Source organism: Paenibacillus sp. FSL M7-0420 (assembly GCF_038002345.1).
Classification (GTDB): Bacteria; Bacillota; Bacilli; order Paenibacillales; family Paenibacillaceae; genus Paenibacillus_AQ.
On the sequence record NZ_JBBOCJ010000001.1, the window covers coordinates 5,337,768 to 5,360,044 of the forward strand.

The window sequence follows — 22,277 nt, forward strand, 5'->3', positions numbered from 1 at the left end:
CAGCTTCACCCCTCCCTCACAGTCATGCCTTCTACCAGTCCGCAGATCCAGCGGTGCAGCGGAGCCTGAACGCCCTGCCGCAGCCCCATATTCACAATGCTTCCGTTAATCCAGCGGATTTCCGTCTCCCTTGCAGCAAGTACATCAGCCAGCATCGATGATGTATTGCCCGAGGTCGCACGGCATACTTCAAGAATGGCTTCCCAGGCACCCTGCTCTAGGGTGATCCCGCAGGCCTCGAATATCCCGATTGCCTCTGTATACAGTTCCTTCATTAGGAGTACACGTGCAGGGAAGGCCAGCAATTCGCCGTTCTGAACCCGCCAAATGGCGGTTAAAGGATTAATTACAGCATTGATCAAGAGCTTCCGGTAAATGATGGTATCCACTTCTTTCGACAGAGAAGCGTGAAATCCTGCTGAGGCAAGAGCTTCTATGAAACTAATTATCGCCGCAGGCTCAGATGCCTGCCGGTCAGTTTCATGAATATTTATAGGAGAGCTGCTCTTCCCTATACATATTTCCCCTTTGCCGGCATGAATAACCTCTGTTAATGTTTTCCTCTTCGCCGCCTCTGTCGTTACAGCTGCCCAGATGGATGATTGCGGCAGCAGCCCCCCGAGCAGCTCCAGATGTCCGCAGCCGTTCTGAAAGCCTATAATTACAAGCTTCCTGTCTCTTAGCGGCCGGAGAATCGCAGGCAGAGCTTCATGAAGCACCTTCTGCTTAACCGTAATCAAGGTAACCTCCCCCGGCTCTGTCAGCTGACACTGTGTATATTCTTCTACCGGTGCAGCGGAGAAGCTCCCGCCTGGAAGCTGTGTCGCCTCCCTGCCATCTTCATAGCTGACAGTCAGCCCCCGTTCGGATAATGCCCTGCTCTGCTCCTCCCCCCTGCACCATATCCGTACTTCAGCCCCACCGGCGATCAGCCGGCCTGCAAGCAGCAGCCCCAGTGACCCCGCACCTATCACATCTATTCTCACTAACCCTGCCCCCTGCCATGCCAAGCTCCAATAATTTTCCTAATTATATCCTGCCTGTCTCTGCAAAAGCAAAACAAAAAACCCTGCTAATCCGTTGCTGTTACGCATTCGGACGCAGGGCTCGCTGCCTAAATCTTCTATTCAATCCGTTCCAGGTTTCCGTTCGCATCCATTTTGAAGCGGGTCTTCTCTTCATCCTCTTCATTCAGAAAAGCCAGCCTGCGGGCACGGTCCATAATCTGGATCAGTGCCTTGTAATCATCATTGACCACACGGTAATCGCTCTGGGCAAGATTAACCTCTCTGGATAAGCGTTCATTCTCCACTCTCAGCTCTGAAAGCTCTTCTTCCTTCTCCCGCAGATCACGCTCCAGCATCTTAAGCTGTCTTCCGGCCTCCTGGAACGTTCCTTTCCATTGCCGCAAAAAGCGGATGACAGCATCGATGGACAAACTGTTCTCGCTTAATCCTTCGCTGCGGCTGTAATCTTCCTCAATGTCACCGAGAATCAGTCCGGCTACCTGCGCCCCGCGCGAAGCAGGCTGTTTTTTCAGATAGCTCCGTTTCTGGCGCTGGCCTTTGGCAATCCCGATGGCCTCCTCGTAGCTTTTGCGCACGCAGCTGTTCCAGCGGAAACCGCAGGCAGCCGACGTTCTGCCGATTTTTTCACCCACCTCTTCAAAAGCAGCAAGCTGTGTGCTGCCCTCTCGGATATGACGCAGCGTTATTTCTGCCAATATCAGATCATCTTCTGCACTCCAAGCATCCTGTCTAACGGCTGTCATAAAGCCTAACCCTCCTAACAACATCATGAAATAACCATCTTCAGAACCGGCAGCTCCGCCGGGTAGTGAATAGGGATAAAAGCTGCTTACTCCATTTCTATGCCTCTATTAGAGTTCATAGAATCTATTTGATACTAATTTGTATTGCCAATTTGTCTGGACCTCATACTCCCTTTGCTATAAATTCTCCTTTTCGAAACTAAAGGCTTGTGTCAATAATAAAAATCATATATTTTATGAAATTTTGAATTTTTTTCAATGAATTCGTTTACAGTGTTTTGGAGAGCCGTTATAATAAAGCTAAAGCAGCTGTTAGCCGGATTCATACTGGAAGGGGGACCCTCTCTTGGACCGCATGTTTCGCGTATTAGGATTTTTCACACTCACCATCGGACTTATGGCTTTTGCCGGTAATCTCACGGAAATGGCCCTGCTATTCTTTTTGCAAACCGCTTTTTTTGTGATTCTGGGCTATATGAAATTTACAGAAAAGACCTACATTCTGCTCTTTTGGGGGTATATGATCCTGACGTTTACAGGCTTCAGCTATTGGACGATATTTGAGATGGAATTGCCGCTCTAACGCATATATATAGAAATGAACGGATATGGCTTCTTGCTTTATGGGAGCATTTCCGTTCTTTTTGTTTGCAAAATTGTAGTTCGGGGAGACGCAAAACAGGGTATGATATTTTAACAGGCTGAAACATATGAATAGTACATACCTGTCTAACTCTGTTCAAGGTGGTGGTGCAAGTGTTATCCCGTAATACGGTTCGCCGGTTATTCGCAGCAATATTGATCCTCACCTGCATCGCTATGCCGCCGGCTTCTCCGGTCTATCTGTCCGCCGGTTCCGGTTCCCCTTCAGGAGTCAGCGCTCCGCCGCCCTCTATGCCGGATGATGAAGAGACCCGCAAGCTGCTGGAGCAGACGCTGTCCTCCGCAGAGCTTGAACGTGAGATTGCCCGGATTACTGCAGAACAACAGACGCTGGAGCACAAAGCCGCTGAGCTGGAGGAGCAAGCTGCTGCCAAGCAGAATAATATCGCAGATCAGCAGGAACGGGCAGGTGCTGTTGTGCGGGCCTATTATATGGGGGAACGGGATGGACTTCTTACCGCATTCCTCTCCGCCAAAAGCATCAGCAGGCTAATCGCTCTATTCGATTATTATGAGATTATTATGGGGCAAGACCGGAAGACGCTCACGGAATATGAGACGCAGTACAAGGATTTGAAAAGCACACTCACGGCCGCCCGGCGCAGCAGTCAGGAGCTGTCAGAGCTCAAAACGGCGCTCGAAGAGCAGCAGAAGCGTATGCTTGCCTTAGATAAGGAGATTGCAGGCGGGATTCAGGCCAGTACAGATCCTCAGAGTATGGAGCGGCTGCTGGAGGAGTTCAGTAAATATTGGGAGAATATCGGACTGCATGAGGTGCGGAAGTATTTCAAAGCGCTGGCTTCTGCGATGAAGCAGCTGCCGGAGTTCGTCCAGAGCCGGGATGGCGTGCTGGTACGCAAGGGGATGACCTATAATCTGGCCCTTTCCGAAAAGGATCTGAATGAGTTCCTGGTCACCCAGAACCCGCTGTTCCAGGATTTCCGGTTCGCGTTCAAGGACAATTCAGTCTCGGCAACGGGTAAAAGCGGGGGCTTGTCGCTGTCGCTGACCGGCCGCTATACCATACAGCAGGAGCCTGTCAACGGCTTGATGTTCCATGTTGATCATGTGGTATTCAATGGCCTGGAGCTGCCGGATACCACCCGCCAGGCTCTGGAGGAGGAATTCGATCTCGGCTTCTATCCGGCGAAGATTGTCTCCTTCCTGCAGGCCACCGAGGTCTCAAGCTCGGACGGCATCCTGCATGTGAAGCTGTCCCTCTCATTCTAACGGAGGCTTTACCACCGCTTCATAAGCGGCGGCATTCAGCTTGCCGGTTAACAAACCAAGCGCCGCCTCCGCCTTCCGGTTCCACTCTGCCTCAGAGCCGGGACTGGGGGTGTTATCCTCTGCAAGGAACCATCCGGCTTCCATTGGCAGCTTCCCAATCTTGGGCTGAGTTGCCCGGTACAGCTCATCCAGTGCCGGCAGACGGTCCGTGTTCTCCAGCCATTCCAGCTGGGCCGTGCTTGAAGTCACGTAGGCGAGCCATTTGACCGCTGCTTCCGGACTGCCGGATTGTGCAGGAAGGGCAAAAAAACGGCTGTGAATACCCTCGTAGCTCGGTATACCCTCCTGCTTCTTCGGCATCTGCACCGCCAGCGTCGAATTCCCGTGCTTCTCCCACTCCGAGAGCGGCACAGCCGCCACCGCAAGCTTCCCATCCTGCAGCAGCTCCCAGATCTCCTTATTGAACCGGCTGGTCAGATACAAATAGCTGCGCGCCGCTTCTGTCCACTGAGCCTGCTCAAGGCTGGCGGAGCGCAAACTGCTGCCCATACTATGCAGTACGGCGGCATATCCGTACGGATTCCGCGTATCCATAGCCAGCAGATAACGCTTCTTCTCCGGGTCCTCCTTCAGCCGGCCTAGCAGCATATTCCACTGCTCCAGGCTTGCAGGCACCTCCGCAAAACCCATTCCGGCGAGCCGCTCCGGCGAATACACAAGGACATAGGGATCGATATCCAGCGGCACGCCCCAGTTATATCCGTTCCACTGCATCTGCGGAATCAGCATCGTAAGCGGCGTGCTCCCGGGAACACTCTGGTAGATATCTACCGGCAGCAAATAGCCCCGGGTCGCCAGATCATAGATGCTGTGGCCGTCCAGCATCACAATATCCGGGCTTGTCCCAATGGTTAGTTCATCACGCACCTGTGCTCCCCCGTCTTCCGCCTCTACATTCTTAAGGATCACGCTGACTCCGCTGGATAAAGTGTACTCTTTGCTAATCTGCTCCAGCACGCTGAACTCCTCCGTACTGAGCGAGACGCGGATCTGGAGGCTCTCGATTTCCCCTGCTTCCCCTGAAGGAGGACGCTCTGATTGGTCCAGCGGCTGTCTGGGCGGATAGCTTCTATGATCCGTATTCAGCTCCATGCTGGGTGACAGGCTTGTCAGGGCCAGCAGCAGAACTGCAAACAGCAGCCAGTAATTTTTGCGTTTCAGCACATGCGCCCTCTCCTTCAGCGTTTCTTATTCCTCATTTTAGCAGAGATGCAGGCGCTTGTCTTGGGTTGTGAAACCGTTCTCTTTATATAGAAGGAAACGGCGGGATAGGAGCACCTAAGGAACATGGTAGCAAGTTGGCGGTAGCCGCACCTACGGTGAATATTTGGACTTCCGGCCGCTGTTGTATACAGATTTCTTGATCCAAACCGCTGTTCGCGGTTGAAATCCGTATACAAAGGCGGACGCTCCCGCTCCTACAGTTCCAAAATTCCCCTCCAGTGCTGTCGCCTTATTGCTTCAGCTAACCACAGAAACTCCCTTCCCGCCGTAAGGGGGAGGGCATACAAAAGCCGGGAGTGGTTAGCTCCCGGCGGGAATAATATTTGTTGGGTGTTGTTTTGGCGGGTTACAGCAGATCGGCCGCCAGCTGGGCCAGATGCGAACGCTCGCCTTTCTCCAGCGTGATATGTCCGCTAATCCCCTGCTGCTTGAACTTCTCAACGATGTAACTGAGTCCGTTACTCGCCGCATCCAGATAAGGGTGGTCTATCTGCTCGGGGTCACCCATCAGGATCACCTTACTGCCCTCGCCGGCCCGGGAGACAATCGTCTTCACTTCGTGGCGGGACAGGTTCTGCGCCTCATCAATGATAATGAACTGCGACGGGATGGAGCGGCCGCGGATATAGGTTAGCGCCTCAACCTGAATACTTCCCAGACCCATCAATATTTTATCGATATCCCCTGCCTTCTTGGTGTCGAACAGGAATTCGAGGTTATCATAAATCGGCTGCATCCATGGACGGAGCTTCTCATCCTTCTCTCCCGGCAGATAACCGATATCCTTACCCATCGGAACCACCGGGCGGGCAATCAGCAGCTTCTTGTATTTGTGCTCATCCTCTACCTTGAACAATCCGGCGGCGAGAGCCAGCAGCGTCTTGCCTGTTCCCGCCTTGCCCGTGATGGTCACCAGCGGAATGTCATCATTCAGCAGAAGCTCAAGCGCCATCCGCTGCTGCGCATTCCGGGCGCTAATGCCCCATACCGCATCATTGCCCAGATAGAGCGGCTCCAGACGGGAGGCATCGCTGTTGACCTTCAGCAGCGCTGATTTGCCGCTGCCGATCTCATCCTTCAGAATGACGAATTCATGCGGATACAGCGGATAGGACAGCGCCAGCTGCTTCGTGGGCAGGAACCGGTGACTGTAATATTCATCAATCAGTGAAGGATGGGCCATCAGCGACTGGCAGCCGGAGTACAGCTCATTCAGATCGCCGGTGCGGTCGGACAGATAATCCTCCGGAGTTATGCCAAGCACATCCGCTTTGATGCGGACGAGAACATCTTTACTTACAAGCACCACAGGACTCGGGTCAGCCTTCTCGTTCTCCTCATGAAGATAATTGAGCGCGACAGCGAGTATCCGGTTGTCATTGGAGACTTCGCCGAACATCTCCTGTACCTTGACGAAGCTGCGGTGGTTAAGCTCCACCTTCAGCGTGCCTCCATGGTCCAGTACCACCCCGCTATGCAGGTGGCCCAGCTCCCGGAGTCCGTCTAACAGACGCGATACGGTGCGGGCGTTACGGCCGATTTCATCGGCATTACGCTTCTTGGAGTCGATTTCTTCCAGGACTACAGCAGGAATGACCACCTCATTCGCCTTGAAAGCAAAAATCGAATTGGGGTCGTGCAACAGCACGTTAGTGTCCAGTACGAATATCTTTTTCATGTTATCCCCTCCACAGCGCCTGGTTTGATTGATCATACATAACTCTTTTCAGCAAGGGCAAGATAAGGTAAATCACTAATTCTCAGGCTGAAAGGAGTACGCACATATGAGAAAATCAATGTGTCTGTTACTGGTACTGCTGCTGCTGACAAGCTGCGGTATCGCTAATAAAGAGACATCACCCTCTCCTCAGGATAAACAATCAGCTGGCACTTTAAACAGCCAGGGGAACCGCGGAGTGCGGACATTGTCGGAAGATGGTACAGCCGTACAGGAGCCCACCCCGGACTCGGGACAGCCTTCAGAAGGCAAGCGCGACAGCGATGTGGCACTCAAGGATCATTTTGAACAATTAGCGCGAAGAGTCCCAGGTGTGGAAGGCGTCCACTGTGTCGTCATGAACAACCTTGCCGTGGTCGGCATTGATGTGGACGGCGCCCTTACCCGTTCGCGGGTCGGAAGCGTGAAATATTCGGTAGCCGAAGCGATCCGCAAGGACCCTAGGGGCGTAAGAGTCCTGGTGACTGCCGACATGGACCTCAGCAGCAGACTGGCCGAGATGGGCAAGCATATCTCCAAGGGCAACCCGGTCTCAGGCTTCGCCTCCGAGATGGCCGATATTATCGGCCGGATCATTCCGCAGCTGCCGGAGGATATAGAGCCGCAAGGCAATACCCGGTAGGAGCTAATTTCAAAAAAAGCCTAGTGATAGCACACTAGGCTTTTTGCATGGCGGCAAACACCTGTCCGTCCAGCTTCTCAGCCGCACGTGCATCGTATACCTTCGCATATTTCGGAGCAGATTCCAGGTGCGCACCATAGAACAGCGCATTGCGGACCGCTTCAATCTCAATATCAAAACAGCACATCTTAAACGGAACATCCGGCAGCGGGTCCAGCCGAACCGCAGCATGACCGTTAATGGCATGCACCGTCCCTTCACCAAACACAGTAATCGTTACCCTCGGGTTAACCTTCATGTTGTTCACCAGTCTGGAGCGGTGGTCCACAGCCAGCCGGACAATGGAAGGGCTCACAGCATAGATCCAGGAGATCGCAGTCGACGTAGGTCCGCCGGATTCTGCATCCACAGTGTTAAGAAGAACAAACGTCTCCGATTGCAGCATAGCTAGCAGAGTTTCATTGAGCTGAGCAACGGCTTCAGACATAGTTACAGGCCCCCTATGCAGCAAGAATACATTCAATTTATTATATTATAGCACAGGACGAAACTTGCATTCAATTTACAGATTGTACCCTGCCTGCTGCTCAAGGCTGGCCTGAGACCACTGCAGCGGACACTCCGGATATCCGGTCCTGAAGGCTTTTCTTGGCTGCGTCCAGCTCCTTATCGTTAATATATACATAGGGGCTGCGCCAGGTTCCGGTTACCGGTACATATTCGACATTCTCCTTGGAAATATCCCAATACGTAGCGATCAGGCTCTTAATCTGCGCATTCTCAATATCGCTCTCCAGATTATCGTCCACCGCATCCAGCACCCGGCCGATTTTGAGAACACCGCCCAGCGACTGCATCTGGGAGATCAATGAAGTCAGTACCTCGTTCTGGCGCTTATTGCGTTCAAAATCATCCGAAGGCTTCGTCGCCGGCTTGCAGTTGGACTTGCGGTAACGCACATAATCCAGCGCTTTATCTCCGTTTAGCTTGGCTTCGCCTTTTTTAAGATTAATATTGGTGCCGTCCACACTGTCCGTGTAACACATATTGGCACTGATATTAACATCTACGCCGCCGAACTCATCCACAATATCACGGAAGCCCTGGAAATCCAGCACGGTTGCGTAATCTACCTTAATGTCCAGATATTTGCCCATCATCTTCTTCATCTCATCCTCGGCCAGAGTCCCGGAGGTCTTCTCCTTGCTCTTGAAGCGGGAGTAAAAGGCATTGATCTTCGTCTTCTTGTACCCGCCAAGCTCGACATATGTATCCCGGGGTAATGAGACCACCGTAGCCGACTTGGTCTCCGGGTTCAAGGCCGCGACCATGATCACATCTGTCAGGTTGGACGGGTGCTTCGGACGGTTGTCCGTTCCAAGCAGCAGCATCGTCAGCGGCTTCTCCGAGGCGGATTGTCCTGCCGCAACCGGCTGGTCCACTCCGAATCCTCCGTGGTCCACCTTCCAGTACAAATATCCTGCGTAACCTACTGCTGCTATAACAGCTATCAGGAGAATGATGAGCAGCACTCTCATCAGCCGGGCGAAGAATCCGCGCTTTTTCGGTTTCCGCGCTTTTTTCTTTGCGTTTGAAGCTGAAGCAGCAGACCTCGGCTGCTGCCGGTTAGTAGGGGTGGTGCTTCCTTGCTGGCCGTTCCTTCTGGGTGGCAAATTGCCCTTGCTTGTATTCATAATCCATTTAGTTCCTTTTCATTCAACTGGAGTTGAAGCAGATCACTTCGTAATAACTTAGACGAGCCCTGTCATCAAAAGTTGCGCCTACTGCCGTTTTGCAGCCGCTGCAGCCTTGCGCTTCTGCCGGGCCTCCACCAGGTAGCGGACCCGCACAAGCAGCATCAGCCCCACCGCTACAAGCAGGCACTGGATGATCGGCAGCTTGTCATGCTGGAAGATAAGAAGCATGCCTGAGCCTGCCGCCATCATCACATACAGTACGATCTCTTTGCCGATCGGCAGCTTCTGATTGACGCGGAATACTTGGTTATACACATAAGTCAGTAAGATAAAAATGACAATGTAAGCGATAACTGGATGCTCAGCGAACCAGCTTTGCATAGCCCGTCACTCCTCCCGGATCATAAGTTACGCTTACATTATATCACCCGCAGCCGTTTTATACTGCTATTAATCCCTGTAATTTGAAAGATCCCCGCCTGTACAATGAGAAAAGCCGCCGGATTATTCCGGCGGCTTCATTGTTATCAGCTTACGCTTGGCTGGCTTGCGCCGCCTTACGCTGCTTCTCTACACGCTCGCGTTCGCCCTTATTCAGGATCTTTTTGCGCAGACGTACAGATTTAGGAGTGATTTCACAATATTCATCATCGTTCAAGTATTCAAGCGCGCCTTCCAAAGAGAAGGTACGTGGAGTCTTCATTTTTACAGTATCATCTTTGCCTGAGGTACGCATGTTGGTAAGTGCTTTTTCTTTACAAATGTTAACGATAATATCGTTATCACGGGTATGCTCACCTACAATCATACCTTCATAAATTTCTGTACCTGCATCCAGGAAGAGAATACCACGATCCTCAACACCCACGATTCCATATTGAGTTGTTGTGCCACTTTCACTTGCTACAAGCACACCCTGATGACGTCCGCCAACTTGGCCGCCAACCAGTGGAGCATAGCTATCAAAGGCATGGTTCATTACACCGTAGCCGCGTGTCAGCGTCAGGAAGTGTGTGTTGTAGCCGATCAGACCGCGTGCCGGAATCAGGAATTCCAGACGGACTTGGCCGGTGCCGTGGTTAATCATGTTGACCATCTCGGCTTTACGGCTGCCCAGACTTTCCATAACGGAGCCCATGCTTTCTTCCGGAATGTCAATCATGAGGCGCTCAAGCGGCTCGGATCTGACACCATCGATATCCTTAATGATTACTTGTGGTTTAGACACTTGCATCTCATAACCTTCACGGCGCATATTCTCGATCAGAATACCAAGGTGAAGCTCACCGCGTCCAGAAACGATAAACGCATCAGGGCTATCCGTTTCATCCACACGCAAGCTCACATCCGTTTCCAACTCTTTGAACAGACGCTCACGAAGCTTACGGGAAGTTACCCATTTACCTTCTTTACCGGCAAAAGGACTGTTATTTACAAGGAAAGTCATTTGCATCGTTGGCTCGTCAATCTTAAGAACAGGCAATGCTTCAGGGTGCTGCGGATCAGCAATCGTCTCACCGATGTTGATATCCTTGATACCGGCAATAGCCACGATGTCGCCTGCGCCGGCCTCTTCTGTCTCCACACGCTTCAGACCCTGGAAGCCGAACAGCTTCTCGATACGGGCAGTCTTGCTCTTGCCGTCACGCATAATGACTGTAACAGACTGGCCTTGCTTGATTACACCGCGGTTCACACGGCCAATGGCGATACGGCCCAGGTATTCGTTGTAGTCCATCAGAGTGACCAGGAACTGCAGCGGTTCTTCAACCTTCTCGGTTGGAGCCGGGATATGCTCAACGATGGTTTCATAAAGGGATAGCATGGTCTCATCCTGCTTCTCAGCATTCATGCTCGATGTGCCGTTAAGCGCAGAAGCATAGACTACAGGGAATTCAAGCTGATCGTCACTGGCTTCAAGCTCAATGAACAAGTCCAGCACTTCATCAATAACTTCCTTCGGACGCGCAGCCGGACGGTCAATCTTGTTCACGACTACGATTGGGGTCAGGTGCTGTTCCAGCGCCTTACGGAGTACGAACTTGGTCTGCGGCATGCAGCCTTCATAAGCGTCAACAACGAGCAGTACGCCGTCAACCATCTTCATGATTCGTTCTACTTCGCCGCCGAAGTCAGCGTGTCCAGGTGTATCTACGATGTTAATCAGGAACTCTTTATAAGTGATTGCTGTATTTTTAGCTAGGATTGTAATTCCACGTTCCCGTTCGATATCGTTAGAGTCCATGGCGCGTTCCTGAACGTGCTCGTGCGCGCTGAAAATCCCGGACTGCTGGAGAAGCTGATCGACGAGTGTTGTTTTACCATGGTCAACGTGGGCAATGATCGCAATGTTACGGATATCTTTTCTTGAATGCATGATTTGTATCCAAATCCTCTCATTTATCAAATTAAAACTGTTTAAATTCTTAGCATGTCACGGCAGTCTCACAAAAGAAGCGCCAGGCAGAAAGCCGACGCTCCAACATTCCTTAATTTTATAGTGAAAGTACTATGAAAAGCAAGTCTTTTTCTGAAAAAAAACGTTGCCAAGTCCGCTTAAATTTTCTAATTTTGCCTCATGTCCGGCTCAGCGGTCTTGAATTGTCCTATTAGGGTGTGTAGACGATCTGTTCTACCAGCCACCGTTCCACTTCTTGCGGCTTCCCGGTCTGCCTCTTCCCAGCATCAGCCACAGTCCCGCAGCAACCAGCACAGCGCCGAGCAGATAGAGCGCACCAGTACCCAGCAGGGTGAAGATAACCAGCACTACACTAAGCAATCCAAGGATCACAGCGGCTGTAGTTAACCCTCCGGTTCTGCCTGAAGCATACAGCGAATATTCATACAGTCCCACTGCGATCCCCAGCAGAAGAACAGGCCATAAGTATCTCATAAGGTCCCAGCCCCAGGTATTGCATAAGCCGAAGAGCAAACCATACACCGATAGTATACCCGCAGGAATGAGTACAGATGCAGAAGCGCGGCGGGTGAAAAAGAGCACATGCAGGAACAGGCCCGGAACCAGAATGATGAGCGGCCATAACGCCCGTCCCAGAAAACCGAACACCCCCAGCTTGCCCAGCAGAATCACGAGCCCGGCGGCGGCGATGAATACACCCAGTTTCATGTCATTTTTGGAAGACATCTTTCACCTATCCCTTCAAAATTTCGTGTCTTTTCACCGGTCGGTGCCCCTTCAGCAGGCAAATCCGGCGACAGGTTTCCCTTTATTTTAGCTGATAAACGCATAAAACACCATCATTCTTCACACATCCCGGCGGGGCATTCTCGAAAAAAAAGAAATAAGGCTGCACCAAAAGCCTTCCAGCTTTTGGTACAGCCTTATTATTGCCGGTTATCTGCCTGCAGATACTTTTCTGTGCTTCAGCATGCCCGTGACAACCACAATAATGCCCAGCAGCATCGGCAGCATGGCATGAAGCGTCGGCAGCAGGAACGAAATCACCGGGCCGAATTTGGCATCCTGCAGCAGCATGTTCCCGGCGGTATACGCCAGAATATAGGCGCCGATGAAGACCAGCACCGGGAAGCGGTGCAGCCAGCCCACGATAATGCCGCTCCCCCAGACGACAATCGGAATGCTGATCGCAATCCCGATCACGATCAGTGCCAGATCCCCTTTGGCCAGCCCGGCAATCGCCAGTACATTATCCAGGCTCATGATGAAGTCCGCCAGCAGGATGGTACGTACCGACTTCCATACGCTGGGGCTTCCCTCAATTCTCAGCTCTTCCTCGTCCTCAAGCAGCAGCTTGAAGGAAATCCAGAGCAGCAGCATGGCCCCTCCGGCTTCGATATAGGGAATCTTGAGCAGCAGCACTGCGGCGAAGGTCAGGATACAGCGCAGCGCGACTGCTCCGGCGGCCCCCCACCAGACTGCCAGCTTCCTGTGCTTCTCCGGCAGATTCTTGCTGGCCATCGCAATGACCATAGCATTGTCTCCGCTGAGCACCAGATTAATCATTAGAATTTCACCAAGCAGCAATAATGAATCCATCCACCTCAGCCTCCCTGAACTCCATGTATCTACATGTATGCCGGGGGGCGACAAGCTATGCATCTTGTCCCGCTATTTTAGAAACTGCGCATGTACGGCCGTATTGCAGCGTATATCTATAGTCTCCGGCCTGACTCGCAGCAGGGGATAGCAAGCCACCAAACCTATAGGAGTGACCCGGGATGAATACATCCGCTACGGATTTCATATTATCTCTGCTGAATATCGTGTTCCTCGATTTGATTCTGGCAGGCGACAATGCCATCGTCATCGGCCTGGCCGCGCGGAACCTGCAAGGACAACGGCAGAAGCAGGCGATTCTGCTTGGCACAGGCGGTGCGGTAATCCTGCGGATTATCGCCACGATTCTTGTGGTGTGGCTGCTTAAGATTCCATGGCTGTTGGCAATCGGCGGGCTGCTGCTGATCCTTATAGCTTACAAGCTGCTGTCCGGCGGCAGTGCAGAGACGGACATTCAGGCCGGCGGAACGCTGTGGGCGGCTGTTAGGACAATTGTGATCGCCGACGCAGCCATGGGACTGGACAACGTCATTGCTGTTGCCGGCGCAGCGAATCATAATATTACGCTAGTGGTGCTGGGACTGCTGATCAGTGTGCCTATTGTGGTCTGGGGAAGTACCCTGTTTATCCGGTTAATCAACCGATATCCATGGATTATTTATCTCGGGTCAGGCGTACTCGGCTTCACAGCCTCCAGTATGATTGCCGGTGAGAAATTCATCGCCCCTTACTTCAAGACACATCCGCTGCTGCACGTTCTCTTCATCGCCGCAGTAATTGCCGGTATCCTGGCTGCGGGACACTGGAAGCGCCGCCGGACACACCTCGCTGTTCAGAACCACTCTTCCTGAAGTCCTGCCTGCGCAGGTACCAAGTCCTCCGGCTTCTCATTGCCATAAGGTGTAATGAGTACGGTCTCGGTTCCGGCAACCGCCGTATCGAGTAAGGCCTGATAGCCCGGCAGCGTCGCTTCAATCTTGTCTACAATCCGCAGATTCGGATTCGTCGTCGGCGATTTGGGCACGAACAGCGTACAGCAATCCTCGTATGGCAGGATGGACAAGTCATACGTACCGATAGTCTGCGAGAGCTCCACAATCTCACTCTTGTCCATCATCACCAGCGGACGCAGCAGCGGCAGAGCCGTTGCACGCCCGATTACATTCATACTTGGCAGGGTCTGGCTGGCCACCTGGCCCAGACTGTCGCCGGTAATCAGCGCAAGCGCCCCCTCCTTCTCCGCAAGGGCGGTAGCAATCCGCAGCATAGCCCGGCGCATGAGTGTAATGATCAGATTATCCTGCCCGATCCCGGTAAAAGAGGTCTGCGCCTCCGTGAACGGAACCAGATGCAGCTTAATTACACCGGCATAACGCGACAAGATACGCGTCAAATCTACAACCTTCTGGCGGGCAAGCTCGCTCGTATATGGATAGCTGTAAAAGTGGACGCACTCTACCTCCAGCCCCCTGCGCATCGCTGACCAGCCCGCAACCGGACTGTCGATCCCGCCGGAGAGAAGCAGCATAGCCTTGCCGTTCGTTCCCAGCGGGAAGCCGCCGACTCCGGCAATATTCTCACAGAAAATAAGAGTATGCTCTTCACGAATCTCAATCTTCAGCTCCAGATCGGGAGACTTCACATCTACCAGCAGCCCCGGATATCCCTGCAGCAGCGGTGTAGCTATAAGCTTATTCATCTCTATAGAGCCGTGTGGGAAGCCCTTCCACACCCGGCGCGCACTAACCTTGAAGCTGGTTCCCGCCGCCGGAGCAAGAAGGTGGAGGAAGGTCCGGCTGGCCGCAAGAATATCCTCGAATTCCGGCCGGGAGACTTTCACCGGGCTAATTGAGGCGATCCCGAATACTTTTACGAGCGCCTCTGTTAATTCTCCTGCGGGTTCACCGTTCAATTCGACGTAGATCCTCCCGAATTCCCGGGTCAGCTTCACATTGGGATACGGCTTCACCATCTCCTTCACATGCCGCAGTACGGTCTTCTCGAACCGGCTGCGGTTCTTTCCTTTGAGAATGAACTCCCCGAAGCGCAGCAGGAGCATATCGGCATAGTCCATGCTGCTTCCGTATCCGGCATTCTGTACTCCGCTACCTGTCTCAGTTGTTGTCATTGGTTATTTCATGCCTCCTTCTGCAATCTTCAAGGATTGGACGGCTGCCAGCAGTGCCTGCTCCAGCCTGCTCACATCCTGCTGCGTGTGACTGTCCCCCAGGCTGATCCGTATGCCGCCAAGCGCAGCGGCGGTATCCCTGCCCATGGACAGCAGAATCCGGCTCGGCTCGGCTTGGCGCGAGGAACAAGCGGAGCGTGTGGCAACCGCCATCCCGAGCTCTTCCAGCCTGCGGGCCAAGACCTCCCCCTTCATGCCGGGGTAAGAGAAGTGAACAATATGCGGCGCCCCGTCCTCCCTGCTGTTCAGTACAAGCTCTGGTATCCCTGCTATATAATTCTCCAGCTGTGCCTTGAGCGGACGAATCCGGTCGCTGAAGGCCTCCCGCTGTTCCCCGCTCATCCGCATGGCCTTGGCTGAAGCTACAATATTCGGCACATTCTCTGTCCCGGCGCGCTTGCCCTGTTCCTGGGAACCGCCAGTCAACAAGGGAAACAGCGTGACGCCTTCTCTGACATAGAGAATTCCCGTCCCGCGCGGCCCGCGTAATTTATGCGCGGACAGGCTGTACAGATCTGCCTGCCAGGCCTTCAGTGGAGCCTCAAGCTTCCCGTAGCCCTGCACGCCGTCTACATGGAAGAGCGTCCGGCGGTTCACCGCCTTGACCAGTTGTCCGATCTCACGCAGCGGCTGTACCGTGCCGATCTCATTATTCACATGCATCACACTCACCAGCACCGTATCCGGCCGGACCGCAGCGGCAATCCGCGAGGGTTCGATCACTCCCTGAGAGTCAGGTGGTACGAAGGTAACCTCCCAGCCCAGCTTCTGCAGCTGAAGACAGCTCTCGTAGACCGAAGAATGCTCCAGCTCCGTGGTCACAATATGCCGCCCTCTGCTCTGATACTGCAGCGCAGCTCCTTTGACCGCCAGATTGTTGCTCTCGGTAGCCCCCGAGGTGAATAGTATTTCCTGCGGCAACACATCAAGCGCAGCTGCGCACACCTCACGCGCACGCTTGATCAGCTTGTCCGCCTCTTCTCCCGCCCGGTGCAGGGAAGAGGGGTTGGCGAAGTGCTTCCTCATCACCTGCTCCAGCGTCTGCACAACCTCCTCATAGGGAGGGGCAGCAGCGGCATAATCCCAATACAGCATATATCTGCGTTCTCCTTTGTTGATCAGAATTCATAACTGCTTATATGTTGCAAAAAGGATCAAACGGCCTGCCCCCAAAGAAGCAGAGTGCAGATTCCGTTTGATCCTTATATTATACCGCGAATTGCGCGCGGGCGCGTTCTATTTTGGCAATGTAGGCCTGAGTCTCCTTCGGAAGCCCGGAGAGGTTCGCCATAAGCTCAGCATCGGTGCTGACTCCAAGCTTGTTCACCCGGCCCGGTCCGGCATTATAGGCGGCCAGCGCCATCTTCTCCTGTCCGTCATACCGCTTAAGCTGGTACGAGAGGTATCGTACGCCGCCGTCAATGCTCTGGGCAGGATCGAAGGGATCAGAGACACCCAGTCCGTTAGCCGTTCCGTCCATTAACTGCATCAGTCCCTTGGCACCGGCAGAAGATACAACATTCGGATTGAAGGAGGATTCCGTATCAATAACCGCCTTGATCAGATCAACCGGAACGCCATATTTCGCGCTGGCAGTCTGAATCAGCTGTTCATAATCCGTCGGCACGGTCTGCGTTATTTCCCCGGAAATGCCGCTATTTGCCTCTGCTGCTTCCCCAAGCTGCTGCCACAGCAGATTATCCATCGAAGAGGTACCTGCAAGAGCAACGTATGTGCTTTTATTGCTGCTGTCAGTGGCTTGAGACGTACCGGCTGCCTGCTGAAGCATTGCAGTGAACGCCGCTGCCGAGGCACCGGTCACTCCGGCGTTCGATTGGGTATCCTCACGCTTCATGCTTGAGCTTCTCAGGTCTACCCATTTCAACTGACCGCTTGGCGCAGCGGCATTGATTGACATGCATTCATTCCCTCTTTCACGCGAAGTCTTATATTTGAACTTTACTATTTATTCACAGCAATTACTATATGCCTAAGCGAAAAAACAGACCTCAGACCTGCATAGTTAGGTCTGATAGCCTGTTTTGAAAATCGGATATGCAGATTCAGCCGGCTCTAACGGGCAAAAGGAATTAAGACAAAATAGCTTAAAGTGGATACAATTCCCAGCCCCATCGACCAGGCCCCGGCTGATTTTTGTCCTCTGGCATAGGCATAATACCCCAGAACAGCGGCAATCGGCCCCAATATAATGGACCAGATGAATAAGGATACTACACCGAAGCCCAGGCCGATATAGCCGATACTCCTGTCCTCTCCCTCTCTTACGCGGCCTGTTGTCCGCTGAGCTTCGCCGCTCCGTTCCATAGTGCTCTGAAGCTGCGACGGGAGCGGACTGAGCTCGGCGGCATACTCCTCATTGTGGCTCCGGTCCCGGCGGGGGTAATCGACTCTGCTGCGCGGGCGCAGGATAACCTTTCTGCGGGCGGAACGGTCCACTTTGGGTTCATCATTCGGATTATCCATAAGGGCCTCCTTCTCAGGCGTTCGGCTTGAACGTCAGACAACAGGTTGCGGACGAGGTTCCGGCACGATCATGATGATTACCCGCCGTCAGCTCCTCTGCGTATTCCTCCATATAACGGCTGCCTGCATGCTGATCGATCTCAATGACAATTTCCTCGGCACGGCACAGGTTCTGTTCTCCCCAAAAATGACAGTTGCTCACACTACACTTCACAAGCGGTTTGGCGTTTGTCATAATGATCACCTCGTCATGTATTATGCCCGCTGTGAATTCTGGATATGCGGCTATGGCTGCCTGCCTGAAGACGGCAAAAAGACCGCCCAAGCAGCCATAACGGCAATTGGGACAGTCTTTTACAGAAATAAGATTATAGACCGGACAATGGATTACACCTGATTCTGCATCCGCTTCTCTGTCAAATAATCATTCTCATAATAAGTCAGATCATCACGCAATTCTTCATAGACCTTGGTGATCTCCATAATGATGTCGCGTGCCGGACGCACAGGCTTCTTACGGAAACGAATCGCATCCTGCCCGGTATAAGCGTAACGTCCATCCTCCGAATAACTCTCATTCTTAGGATAGAAGAAGTTATTAACTCCTAGATGATATACATTATATAGCGCTTTTTGCGCGAAAGGTTCATCGAAGGTAGCGCGGCGCAGTGCAAGCCCAAGCTTCTCATAAGACATTTCCGAGAACACCAGCAGATGGCGGAGATCAGACAAGAACCCCCGATAGAAATGCAGCGTTTCTTCATCCTCTTCGGTAACAAGCTGCGGAAGTGCATGCTCATTCAGGAACAGTTCCATTTTGTCGATAACGGATTTAAGCTTCTCTCTCGTGGATTCACACAATTTCTGCACACTTACTGCTGACATGGCGGTTGCTCCCCCTTATTGTACCTTGCATTAGTAGTTGTTAATGACACTTAGACATTGCAGTTGTACTCTCTTGATAGTATCACAAAATCTCGTAAGCCTCCACCGTACTGATACCGGAGAAGAATCCTTCTTCTGAAAAGAACATTACAAGCCCCGGAAGGCGCTTTCTTTTTGATATTAACATAAAACCAAGGACGGCGGTAGCCTTTTCGTAAGATGTATAAAACAGGCTCTTGCTCCGAACCCTAACCGGTATATGAAAACAGGAAGGAGCGGAAATCATGTCACGTAAAAATTTAACCGTCGCCGGTGTAGTCACTGCCGCGCTGACCGTACTGCTGCTCACCTTCGCCCTGCGTCCGGAAGGCAGCGGCGGTACCCTCCGGCAAGCGTCTGTGCCTAATCCCGCTCAGGAAAAAGTGATCAAGAAAACCACCCTTGTGCAGGATGTAACGGCCACTGACAAGCTGAACCGCATCGATGTAAACAGACATCTGAGCACCCTGCTGGCCGATATGCATCACGCTTCGCCTGAAGCTATCTCAGCATATGCGCAGAGCCTTCAGGAGGGGCACGGGCATATTACCATGCTGATGCTGGTGGATTTCAACACCCGTAAGACAACCACCTTCAAATCTTCACTGCCGGAAGGAACCGACCAGGAGAATAAGCAGCTGCTTCATTATCTGAACACGGCCAAAGCTGCGATCAAAGGCCACCAGTCCTATGAATCCCCTTCGTTCATCATCGGCGACAAAAAATACTATTTCGTGGCCCAGCGTAACCGGGAGGGCCAAATCGCTGTCATCGCTCTGATTAACCAGAAGATTCTGGACCGCGTCGCGCTGCATCAGCTCAAGAATCTGCGGCTCATCCCATACCCGAAGGAAGGCAAGTACCGGGTAGAATCCGTCCACGCCGATACCTTGAAGGACATCACGGTCAAGACCGGACATGACAATGAGAATGCCAGCCATTACTACGAGAATGAGATTGTCGTCCGCTTCCCGAACGGGCATCCCACGGCGGCACAGCTTCAGACCATCGCCGCCGATATCCGCTGCAAGGAGCCGCGCAAGCTGGGGTATGCTTATATTTTCCGGTCGGATAAGATGAGTTACTCTCAGCTCAAGACCTACTTCGCCAATAAGTGGCATCCGCTGTACGCAGAGCCTCACTATATGTACTTAACCAATGATGCGGTCAGCGAAAATACGGGAGCGAATGTAATTACGCCCAATGACCTGCTCTTCTCCACTTACCAGTGGAATCTGCCGGCAATTGAAACCCCGCAGGGCTGGAACCTGTCCAAGGGCAGCAAGGAGATCGTAATCGCCGTTGTGGATACCGGTGTTCAAGCGAACCACCCGGATCTGAAGGGGCAGCTGCTCAAGGGGTACAATGCGATTACCAGCGGCAGTACGCCGGATGACGATGTCGGACATGGCACTCATGTGGCCGGCATCATCGGAGCGTTAACCAATAATGAAGAAGGGGTCGCCGGCATTAGCTGGTATAACAAGATCCTTCCGGTAAAAGCGCTGGATAATGCCGGGGCGGGCACCACCTATTCGGTGGCCGAAGGCATTATCTGGGCGGCAGATCAGGGGGCTAAGGTGATTAATCTCAGCCTGGGCAACTATGCCGACTCGCAGTTTCTGCATGATGCGATTAAGTATGCCTATGACCGGGATGTAGTGATTGTCTCCGCTTCCGGCAATGACAATACAGAGCGGCCGGGATACCCCGCAGCCTATGAAGAGGTGATTGCAGTCGCCGCAACGAATGCGGCGGGAGAGCGTGCTTCCTTCTCTAATTACGGGGATTACATCGATGTGGCTGCACCCGGGGAGAGCATTGCCAGCACCTATCCCGATAATCAGTATGCTGCGTTATCCGGCACCTCGATGGCCAGTCCCCATGTAGCGGCGCTGGCCGGACTGGTGCGCTCCTTGAACCCTGCGCTGACGAACAAGGAAGTGACCGCGCTCTTGACCTCTAATGCCATCGATCTGGGCACCGCCGGCCATGATAAATATTACGGCTGGGGCCAGGTGGATATCTACCGTACCCTGCAGGCGGCAGGAGGAGGCCAGGTTCCGCTCCAGCTGTTCCCGCAGCAGGTCGGCAAACAGCTCGATTCCATACAATAAGCTGCGGCCGTTAGCTGTTAAGAGCGCAGATGCCGTTCCAGCAGCAGCAGCAACCGGCGGAGTCCGCGCTCCATCCCCTCTTGCGTCAGCTGCGAATAGCTCAGCCGGATATGCCTGGAGGGTATATCCCCGGCATAGCAGACATCGCCCGGAAGGAAGGAGATCCCTTCCTGCTCGGCCAGAGCATGCAGCTTCGTTGTCTCGGGGGATTCCGGCAGCTGCAGCCACAGATTCAGCCCGCCCCCCGGCAGCTGCCAGGTTACCCCGGCCGGAGCATACTGCTTCAGCAGCTTCGCTGCCGCCTCCATGCGGACACGCAGCGCTGACCGCAGCTTCGCTGCGTACTCGTCATACTGGCGCTCGATGAAGGGCAGCACTGCCCGCTGGGTCAGCAGCGGACTGCCGAGATCACTGGCAGACTTGGCGGCGATCAGCCTGGAGAGGATATTGCCCTCAGCGGCCACACAAGCGATCCGGCAACCGGGGGCGAGGACTTTGCTGAAGCTCTTCATGTAGACTACATGTCCGGCGGTATCCAGCGATTTAATGGACGCCGGGGGCGGCTGATGGAAATACAGGTCACTGAACGGATCATCCTCCACAATGAGACAGCGGTAGCTGCGGGCAAGCTCCAGCAGACGCTGTCTTCTTGGCATGCTCATCGTGACCCCGCTCGGATTCTGGAAGGTCGGATTGGTATAGATGAGCTTAGGCGGCCTCCGGTCACACATCGCTGTAAGACGGTCCACCCGCATGCCCTCCCCGTCCATTGGAACGAAGATCATCTCAGCCCCCCGCCCGGCAAAAACATCAATCGCCCCCGTATAGCTGGGCGCCTCCAGATACACCGTATCCCCCGGACCGACAAAGGTCCGGGCGACCAGATCGATCCCCTGCTGTGCGCCGCTTGTGATCATCAGATCACCGGAGCTAAGCTGTATTCCCCGGCCCTGCAAATGCTTACGCATTACCTCGCGCAGGTCCGGGTCACCCTGAAAATTACCATAGGTCGCCATCAGCTCAGGCTGCTCATTCACAAGTGCAGCCATAGTCGTGCCTATCGGCCCGAGCGGAAGCAGACTGCTGTGAATGGAGGCCAGATGAAAGGGATAGTCCACCTCTGAATAATCGAAGTTACGCCACAGCTGGGCCCGTGGCAGATAGTCATCATATCCGTCCTGCCATCTTACCTCTGCGCCTTGCCTGTTCCGCTCCCGTTCTGCCACATAGCAGCCTTTACCCTGGCTGCACAGAATATGACCGCGCTGCTCCAGGTCAGCATAAGCCTTGCTTACCGTTACCTGGCTTACCTTCAAGGAGGATGACAGACCTCTAACGGACGGCAGCCGTGTGCCCGGCTGGAGCAGCCCCGAGGTGATCCGCTGCGCGATCGTCTCACTGATCTGCCGGGGCAGCGATTTGTCGCCGCTGCGGAGTAAATCAATATGCATAGCCTGCCTCCTCTTAACTGTTATATTTACCGCTTTACTGTTATACCGCTATACCGTTATGATACTACA

At 53.2% G+C, this 22,277-nt stretch carries 22 protein-coding genes; 5 read left to right on the top strand and 17 right to left on the bottom strand.

All coding sequences use genetic code 11. From position 1 onward, the window contains the following. Positions 1-5: 5 nt before the first annotated feature. Both MKX51_RS22780 and MKX51_RS22785 read right to left on the bottom strand, forming a co-directional pair. Complete coding sequence (locus MKX51_RS22780) at positions 6-986, bottom strand: ketopantoate reductase family protein (RefSeq protein WP_340938888.1); 981 nt, start codon at positions 984-986, stop codon at positions 6-8. Between the two features lie 137 nt (positions 987-1,123). Beyond that, positions 1,124-1,771, bottom strand: a complete 648-nt coding sequence (locus MKX51_RS22785; protein WP_340938887.1) for an RsfA family transcriptional regulator — start codon at positions 1,769-1,771, stop codon at positions 1,124-1,126. A gap of 346 nt (positions 1,772-2,117) precedes the next feature. Between MKX51_RS22785 and MKX51_RS22790 the strand changes: the two genes are divergently transcribed. Together MKX51_RS22790 and MKX51_RS22795 are read left to right on the top strand one after the other, a co-directional pair. Continuing rightward, a complete protein-coding gene (locus MKX51_RS22790; RefSeq protein WP_036724295.1) occupies positions 2,118-2,354 on the top strand; it encodes a DUF2626 family protein in 237 nt (78 codons plus the stop codon). 173 nt (positions 2,355-2,527) lie between these two features. After that, the gene (locus tag MKX51_RS22795; protein WP_340938886.1) at positions 2,528-3,664 is read left to right on the top strand and encodes a coiled-coil domain-containing protein; all 1,137 of its coding nucleotides are present in this window, start codon (positions 2,528-2,530) and stop codon (positions 3,662-3,664) included. Here MKX51_RS22795 and MKX51_RS22800 read toward each other — a convergent pair. Continuing rightward, on the bottom strand, positions 3,656-4,888 hold the full coding sequence (locus MKX51_RS22800) for an extracellular solute-binding protein (protein ID WP_340993981.1): 1,233 nt from the start codon (positions 4,886-4,888) through the stop codon (positions 3,656-3,658). The two genes, MKX51_RS22795 and MKX51_RS22800, sit on opposite strands and share 9 nt — an antisense overlap. Before the next feature lie 406 nt (positions 4,889-5,294). Next, on the bottom strand, positions 5,295-6,626 hold the full coding sequence (locus MKX51_RS22805) for a PhoH family protein (RefSeq protein ID WP_036724299.1): 1,332 nt from the start codon (positions 6,624-6,626) through the stop codon (positions 5,295-5,297). 106 nt (positions 6,627-6,732) lie between these two features. On the opposite strand from MKX51_RS22805, the gene MKX51_RS22810 reads away from it, so the two are divergent. Then, positions 6,733-7,308, top strand: coding sequence for a YhcN/YlaJ family sporulation lipoprotein (locus MKX51_RS22810; protein WP_076075880.1), 576 nt, complete (start codon positions 6,733-6,735; stop codon positions 7,306-7,308). 34 nt (positions 7,309-7,342) lie between these two features. On the opposite strand, the gene MKX51_RS22815 is transcribed toward MKX51_RS22810, so the two are convergent. The 6 genes from MKX51_RS22815 to MKX51_RS22840 all read right to left on the bottom strand — a co-directional run bounded on the left by MKX51_RS22815 (position 7,343) and on the right by MKX51_RS22840 (position 13,023). Further along, on the bottom strand, positions 7,343-7,795 hold the full coding sequence (locus MKX51_RS22815) for a pyridoxamine 5'-phosphate oxidase family protein (protein WP_036690242.1): 453 nt from the start codon (positions 7,793-7,795) through the stop codon (positions 7,343-7,345). Between the two features lie 100 nt (positions 7,796-7,895). Then, positions 7,896-9,002, bottom strand: coding sequence for an LCP family protein (locus MKX51_RS22820; RefSeq protein ID WP_340993982.1), 1,107 nt, complete (start codon positions 9,000-9,002; stop codon positions 7,896-7,898). Positions 9,003-9,089: 87 nt separating this feature from the next. Further along, positions 9,090-9,386, bottom strand: coding sequence for a YlaH-like family protein (locus tag MKX51_RS22825; RefSeq protein WP_340938881.1), 297 nt, complete (start codon positions 9,384-9,386; stop codon positions 9,090-9,092). Positions 9,387-9,537: 151 nt separating this feature from the next. After that, on the bottom strand, positions 9,538-11,382 hold the full coding sequence (gene typA / locus MKX51_RS22830) for a translational GTPase TypA (RefSeq protein ID WP_036724305.1): 1,845 nt from the start codon (positions 11,380-11,382) through the stop codon (positions 9,538-9,540). A 255-nt stretch (positions 11,383-11,637) separates the two neighbouring features. Beyond that, a complete protein-coding gene (locus MKX51_RS22835; protein ID WP_076075875.1) occupies positions 11,638-12,150 on the bottom strand; it encodes a hypothetical protein in 513 nt (170 codons plus the stop codon). 210 nt (positions 12,151-12,360) lie between these two features. After that, a complete protein-coding gene (locus MKX51_RS22840; RefSeq protein ID WP_340938880.1) occupies positions 12,361-13,023 on the bottom strand; it encodes a TerC family protein in 663 nt (220 codons plus the stop codon). Positions 13,024-13,205: 182 nt separating this feature from the next. Here MKX51_RS22840 and MKX51_RS22845 point away from each other — a divergent pair, with 182 nt between their 5' ends. Continuing rightward, positions 13,206-13,895: a TerC family protein gene (locus MKX51_RS22845; protein ID WP_340938879.1), complete on the top strand. Its 690-nt coding sequence runs from the start codon at positions 13,206-13,208 to the stop codon at positions 13,893-13,895. On the opposite strand, the gene thiI is transcribed toward MKX51_RS22845, so the two are convergent. The 6 genes from thiI to MKX51_RS22875 all read right to left on the bottom strand — a co-directional run bounded on the left by thiI (position 13,877) and on the right by MKX51_RS22875 (position 18,601). Further along, positions 13,877-15,118 carry a tRNA uracil 4-sulfurtransferase ThiI gene (gene thiI, locus MKX51_RS22850; protein WP_340995686.1) on the bottom strand — a complete coding sequence of 414 codons (1,242 nt, stop codon included), beginning with the start codon at positions 15,116-15,118 and terminating at the stop codon, positions 13,877-13,879. The two genes, MKX51_RS22845 and thiI, sit on opposite strands and share 19 nt — an antisense overlap. Positions 15,119-15,175: 57 nt before the next feature. Then, positions 15,176-16,327: a cysteine desulfurase family protein gene (locus MKX51_RS22855; protein ID WP_340993983.1), complete on the bottom strand. Its 1,152-nt coding sequence runs from the start codon at positions 16,325-16,327 to the stop codon at positions 15,176-15,178. 112 nt (positions 16,328-16,439) lie between these two features. Then, positions 16,440-17,150, bottom strand: a complete 711-nt coding sequence (locus tag MKX51_RS22860; protein ID WP_340993985.1) for a lytic transglycosylase domain-containing protein — start codon at positions 17,148-17,150, stop codon at positions 16,440-16,442. A gap of 155 nt (positions 17,151-17,305) precedes the next feature. Next, on the bottom strand, positions 17,306-17,716 hold the full coding sequence (locus tag MKX51_RS22865) for a hypothetical protein (protein WP_340938876.1): 411 nt from the start codon (positions 17,714-17,716) through the stop codon (positions 17,306-17,308). 13 nt (positions 17,717-17,729) lie between these two features. Beyond that, positions 17,730-17,951: a DUF1540 domain-containing protein gene (locus MKX51_RS22870; RefSeq protein WP_445322030.1), complete on the bottom strand. Its 222-nt coding sequence runs from the start codon at positions 17,949-17,951 to the stop codon at positions 17,730-17,732. Positions 17,952-18,103: 152 nt separating this feature from the next. Beyond that, positions 18,104-18,601 (bottom strand): YpuI family protein, encoded by a 498-nt coding sequence (locus MKX51_RS22875; protein WP_036724316.1) that lies wholly within the window; start codon positions 18,599-18,601, stop codon positions 18,104-18,106. 284 nt (positions 18,602-18,885) lie between these two features. On the opposite strand from MKX51_RS22875, the gene MKX51_RS22880 reads away from it, so the two are divergent. After that, complete coding sequence (locus tag MKX51_RS22880) at positions 18,886-20,757, top strand: S8 family peptidase (RefSeq protein WP_340993986.1); 1,872 nt, start codon at positions 18,886-18,888, stop codon at positions 20,755-20,757. Between the two features lie 17 nt (positions 20,758-20,774). On the opposite strand, the gene pdxR is transcribed toward MKX51_RS22880, so the two are convergent. Beyond that, on the bottom strand, positions 20,775-22,208 hold the full coding sequence (gene pdxR / locus MKX51_RS22885; protein ID WP_340993987.1) for a MocR-like pyridoxine biosynthesis transcription factor PdxR: 1,434 nt from the start codon (positions 22,206-22,208) through the stop codon (positions 20,775-20,777). Between the last annotated feature and the right edge of the window lie 69 nt (positions 22,209-22,277).

Excerpts from the sequence above, each read along its gene's own strand:
- MKX51_RS22870 (WP_445322030.1), bottom strand. The coding sequence starts at position 17,951 with ATGACAAACGCCAAACCGCTTGTGAAGTGTAGTGTGAGCAACTGTCAT.
- MKX51_RS22865 (WP_340938876.1), bottom strand. The coding sequence starts at position 17,716 with ATGGATAATCCGAATGATGAACCCAAAGTGGACCGTTCCGCCCGCAGA.
- MKX51_RS22815 (WP_036690242.1), bottom strand. The coding sequence starts at position 7,795 with ATGTCTGAAGCCGTTGCTCAGCTCAATGAAACTCTGCTAGCTATGCTG.
- thiI (WP_340995686.1), bottom strand. The coding sequence starts at position 15,118 with ATGGACTATGCCGATATGCTCCTGCTGCGCTTCGGGGAGTTCATTCTC.
- typA (WP_036724305.1), bottom strand. The coding sequence starts at position 11,382 with ATGCATTCAAGAAAAGATATCCGTAACATTGCGATCATTGCCCACGTT.
- MKX51_RS22840 (WP_340938880.1), bottom strand. The coding sequence starts at position 13,023 with ATGGATTCATTATTGCTGCTTGGTGAAATTCTAATGATTAATCTGGTG.
- MKX51_RS22875 (WP_036724316.1), bottom strand. The coding sequence starts at position 18,601 with ATGTCAGCAGTAAGTGTGCAGAAATTGTGTGAATCCACGAGAGAGAAG.
- MKX51_RS22880 (WP_340993986.1), top strand. The coding sequence starts at position 18,886 with ATGTCACGTAAAAATTTAACCGTCGCCGGTGTAGTCACTGCCGCGCTG.
- MKX51_RS22825 (WP_340938881.1), bottom strand. The coding sequence starts at position 9,386 with ATGCAAAGCTGGTTCGCTGAGCATCCAGTTATCGCTTACATTGTCATT.
- MKX51_RS22820 (WP_340993982.1), bottom strand. The coding sequence starts at position 9,002 with ATGAATACAAGCAAGGGCAATTTGCCACCCAGAAGGAACGGCCAGCAA.
- MKX51_RS22785 (WP_340938887.1), bottom strand. The coding sequence starts at position 1,771 with ATGACAGCCGTTAGACAGGATGCTTGGAGTGCAGAAGATGATCTGATA.
- pdxR (WP_340993987.1), bottom strand. The coding sequence starts at position 22,208 with ATGCATATTGATTTACTCCGCAGCGGCGACAAATCGCTGCCCCGGCAG.
- MKX51_RS22845 (WP_340938879.1), top strand. The coding sequence starts at position 13,206 with ATGAATACATCCGCTACGGATTTCATATTATCTCTGCTGAATATCGTG.
- MKX51_RS22860 (WP_340993985.1), bottom strand. The coding sequence starts at position 17,150 with ATGTCAATCAATGCCGCTGCGCCAAGCGGTCAGTTGAAATGGGTAGAC.
- MKX51_RS22805 (WP_036724299.1), bottom strand. The coding sequence starts at position 6,626 with ATGAAAAAGATATTCGTACTGGACACTAACGTGCTGTTGCACGACCCC.
- MKX51_RS22835 (WP_076075875.1), bottom strand. The coding sequence starts at position 12,150 with ATGTCTTCCAAAAATGACATGAAACTGGGTGTATTCATCGCCGCCGCC.
- MKX51_RS22810 (WP_076075880.1), top strand. The coding sequence starts at position 6,733 with ATGAGAAAATCAATGTGTCTGTTACTGGTACTGCTGCTGCTGACAAGC.
- MKX51_RS22855 (WP_340993983.1), bottom strand. The coding sequence starts at position 16,327 with ATGCTGTATTGGGATTATGCCGCTGCTGCCCCTCCCTATGAGGAGGTT.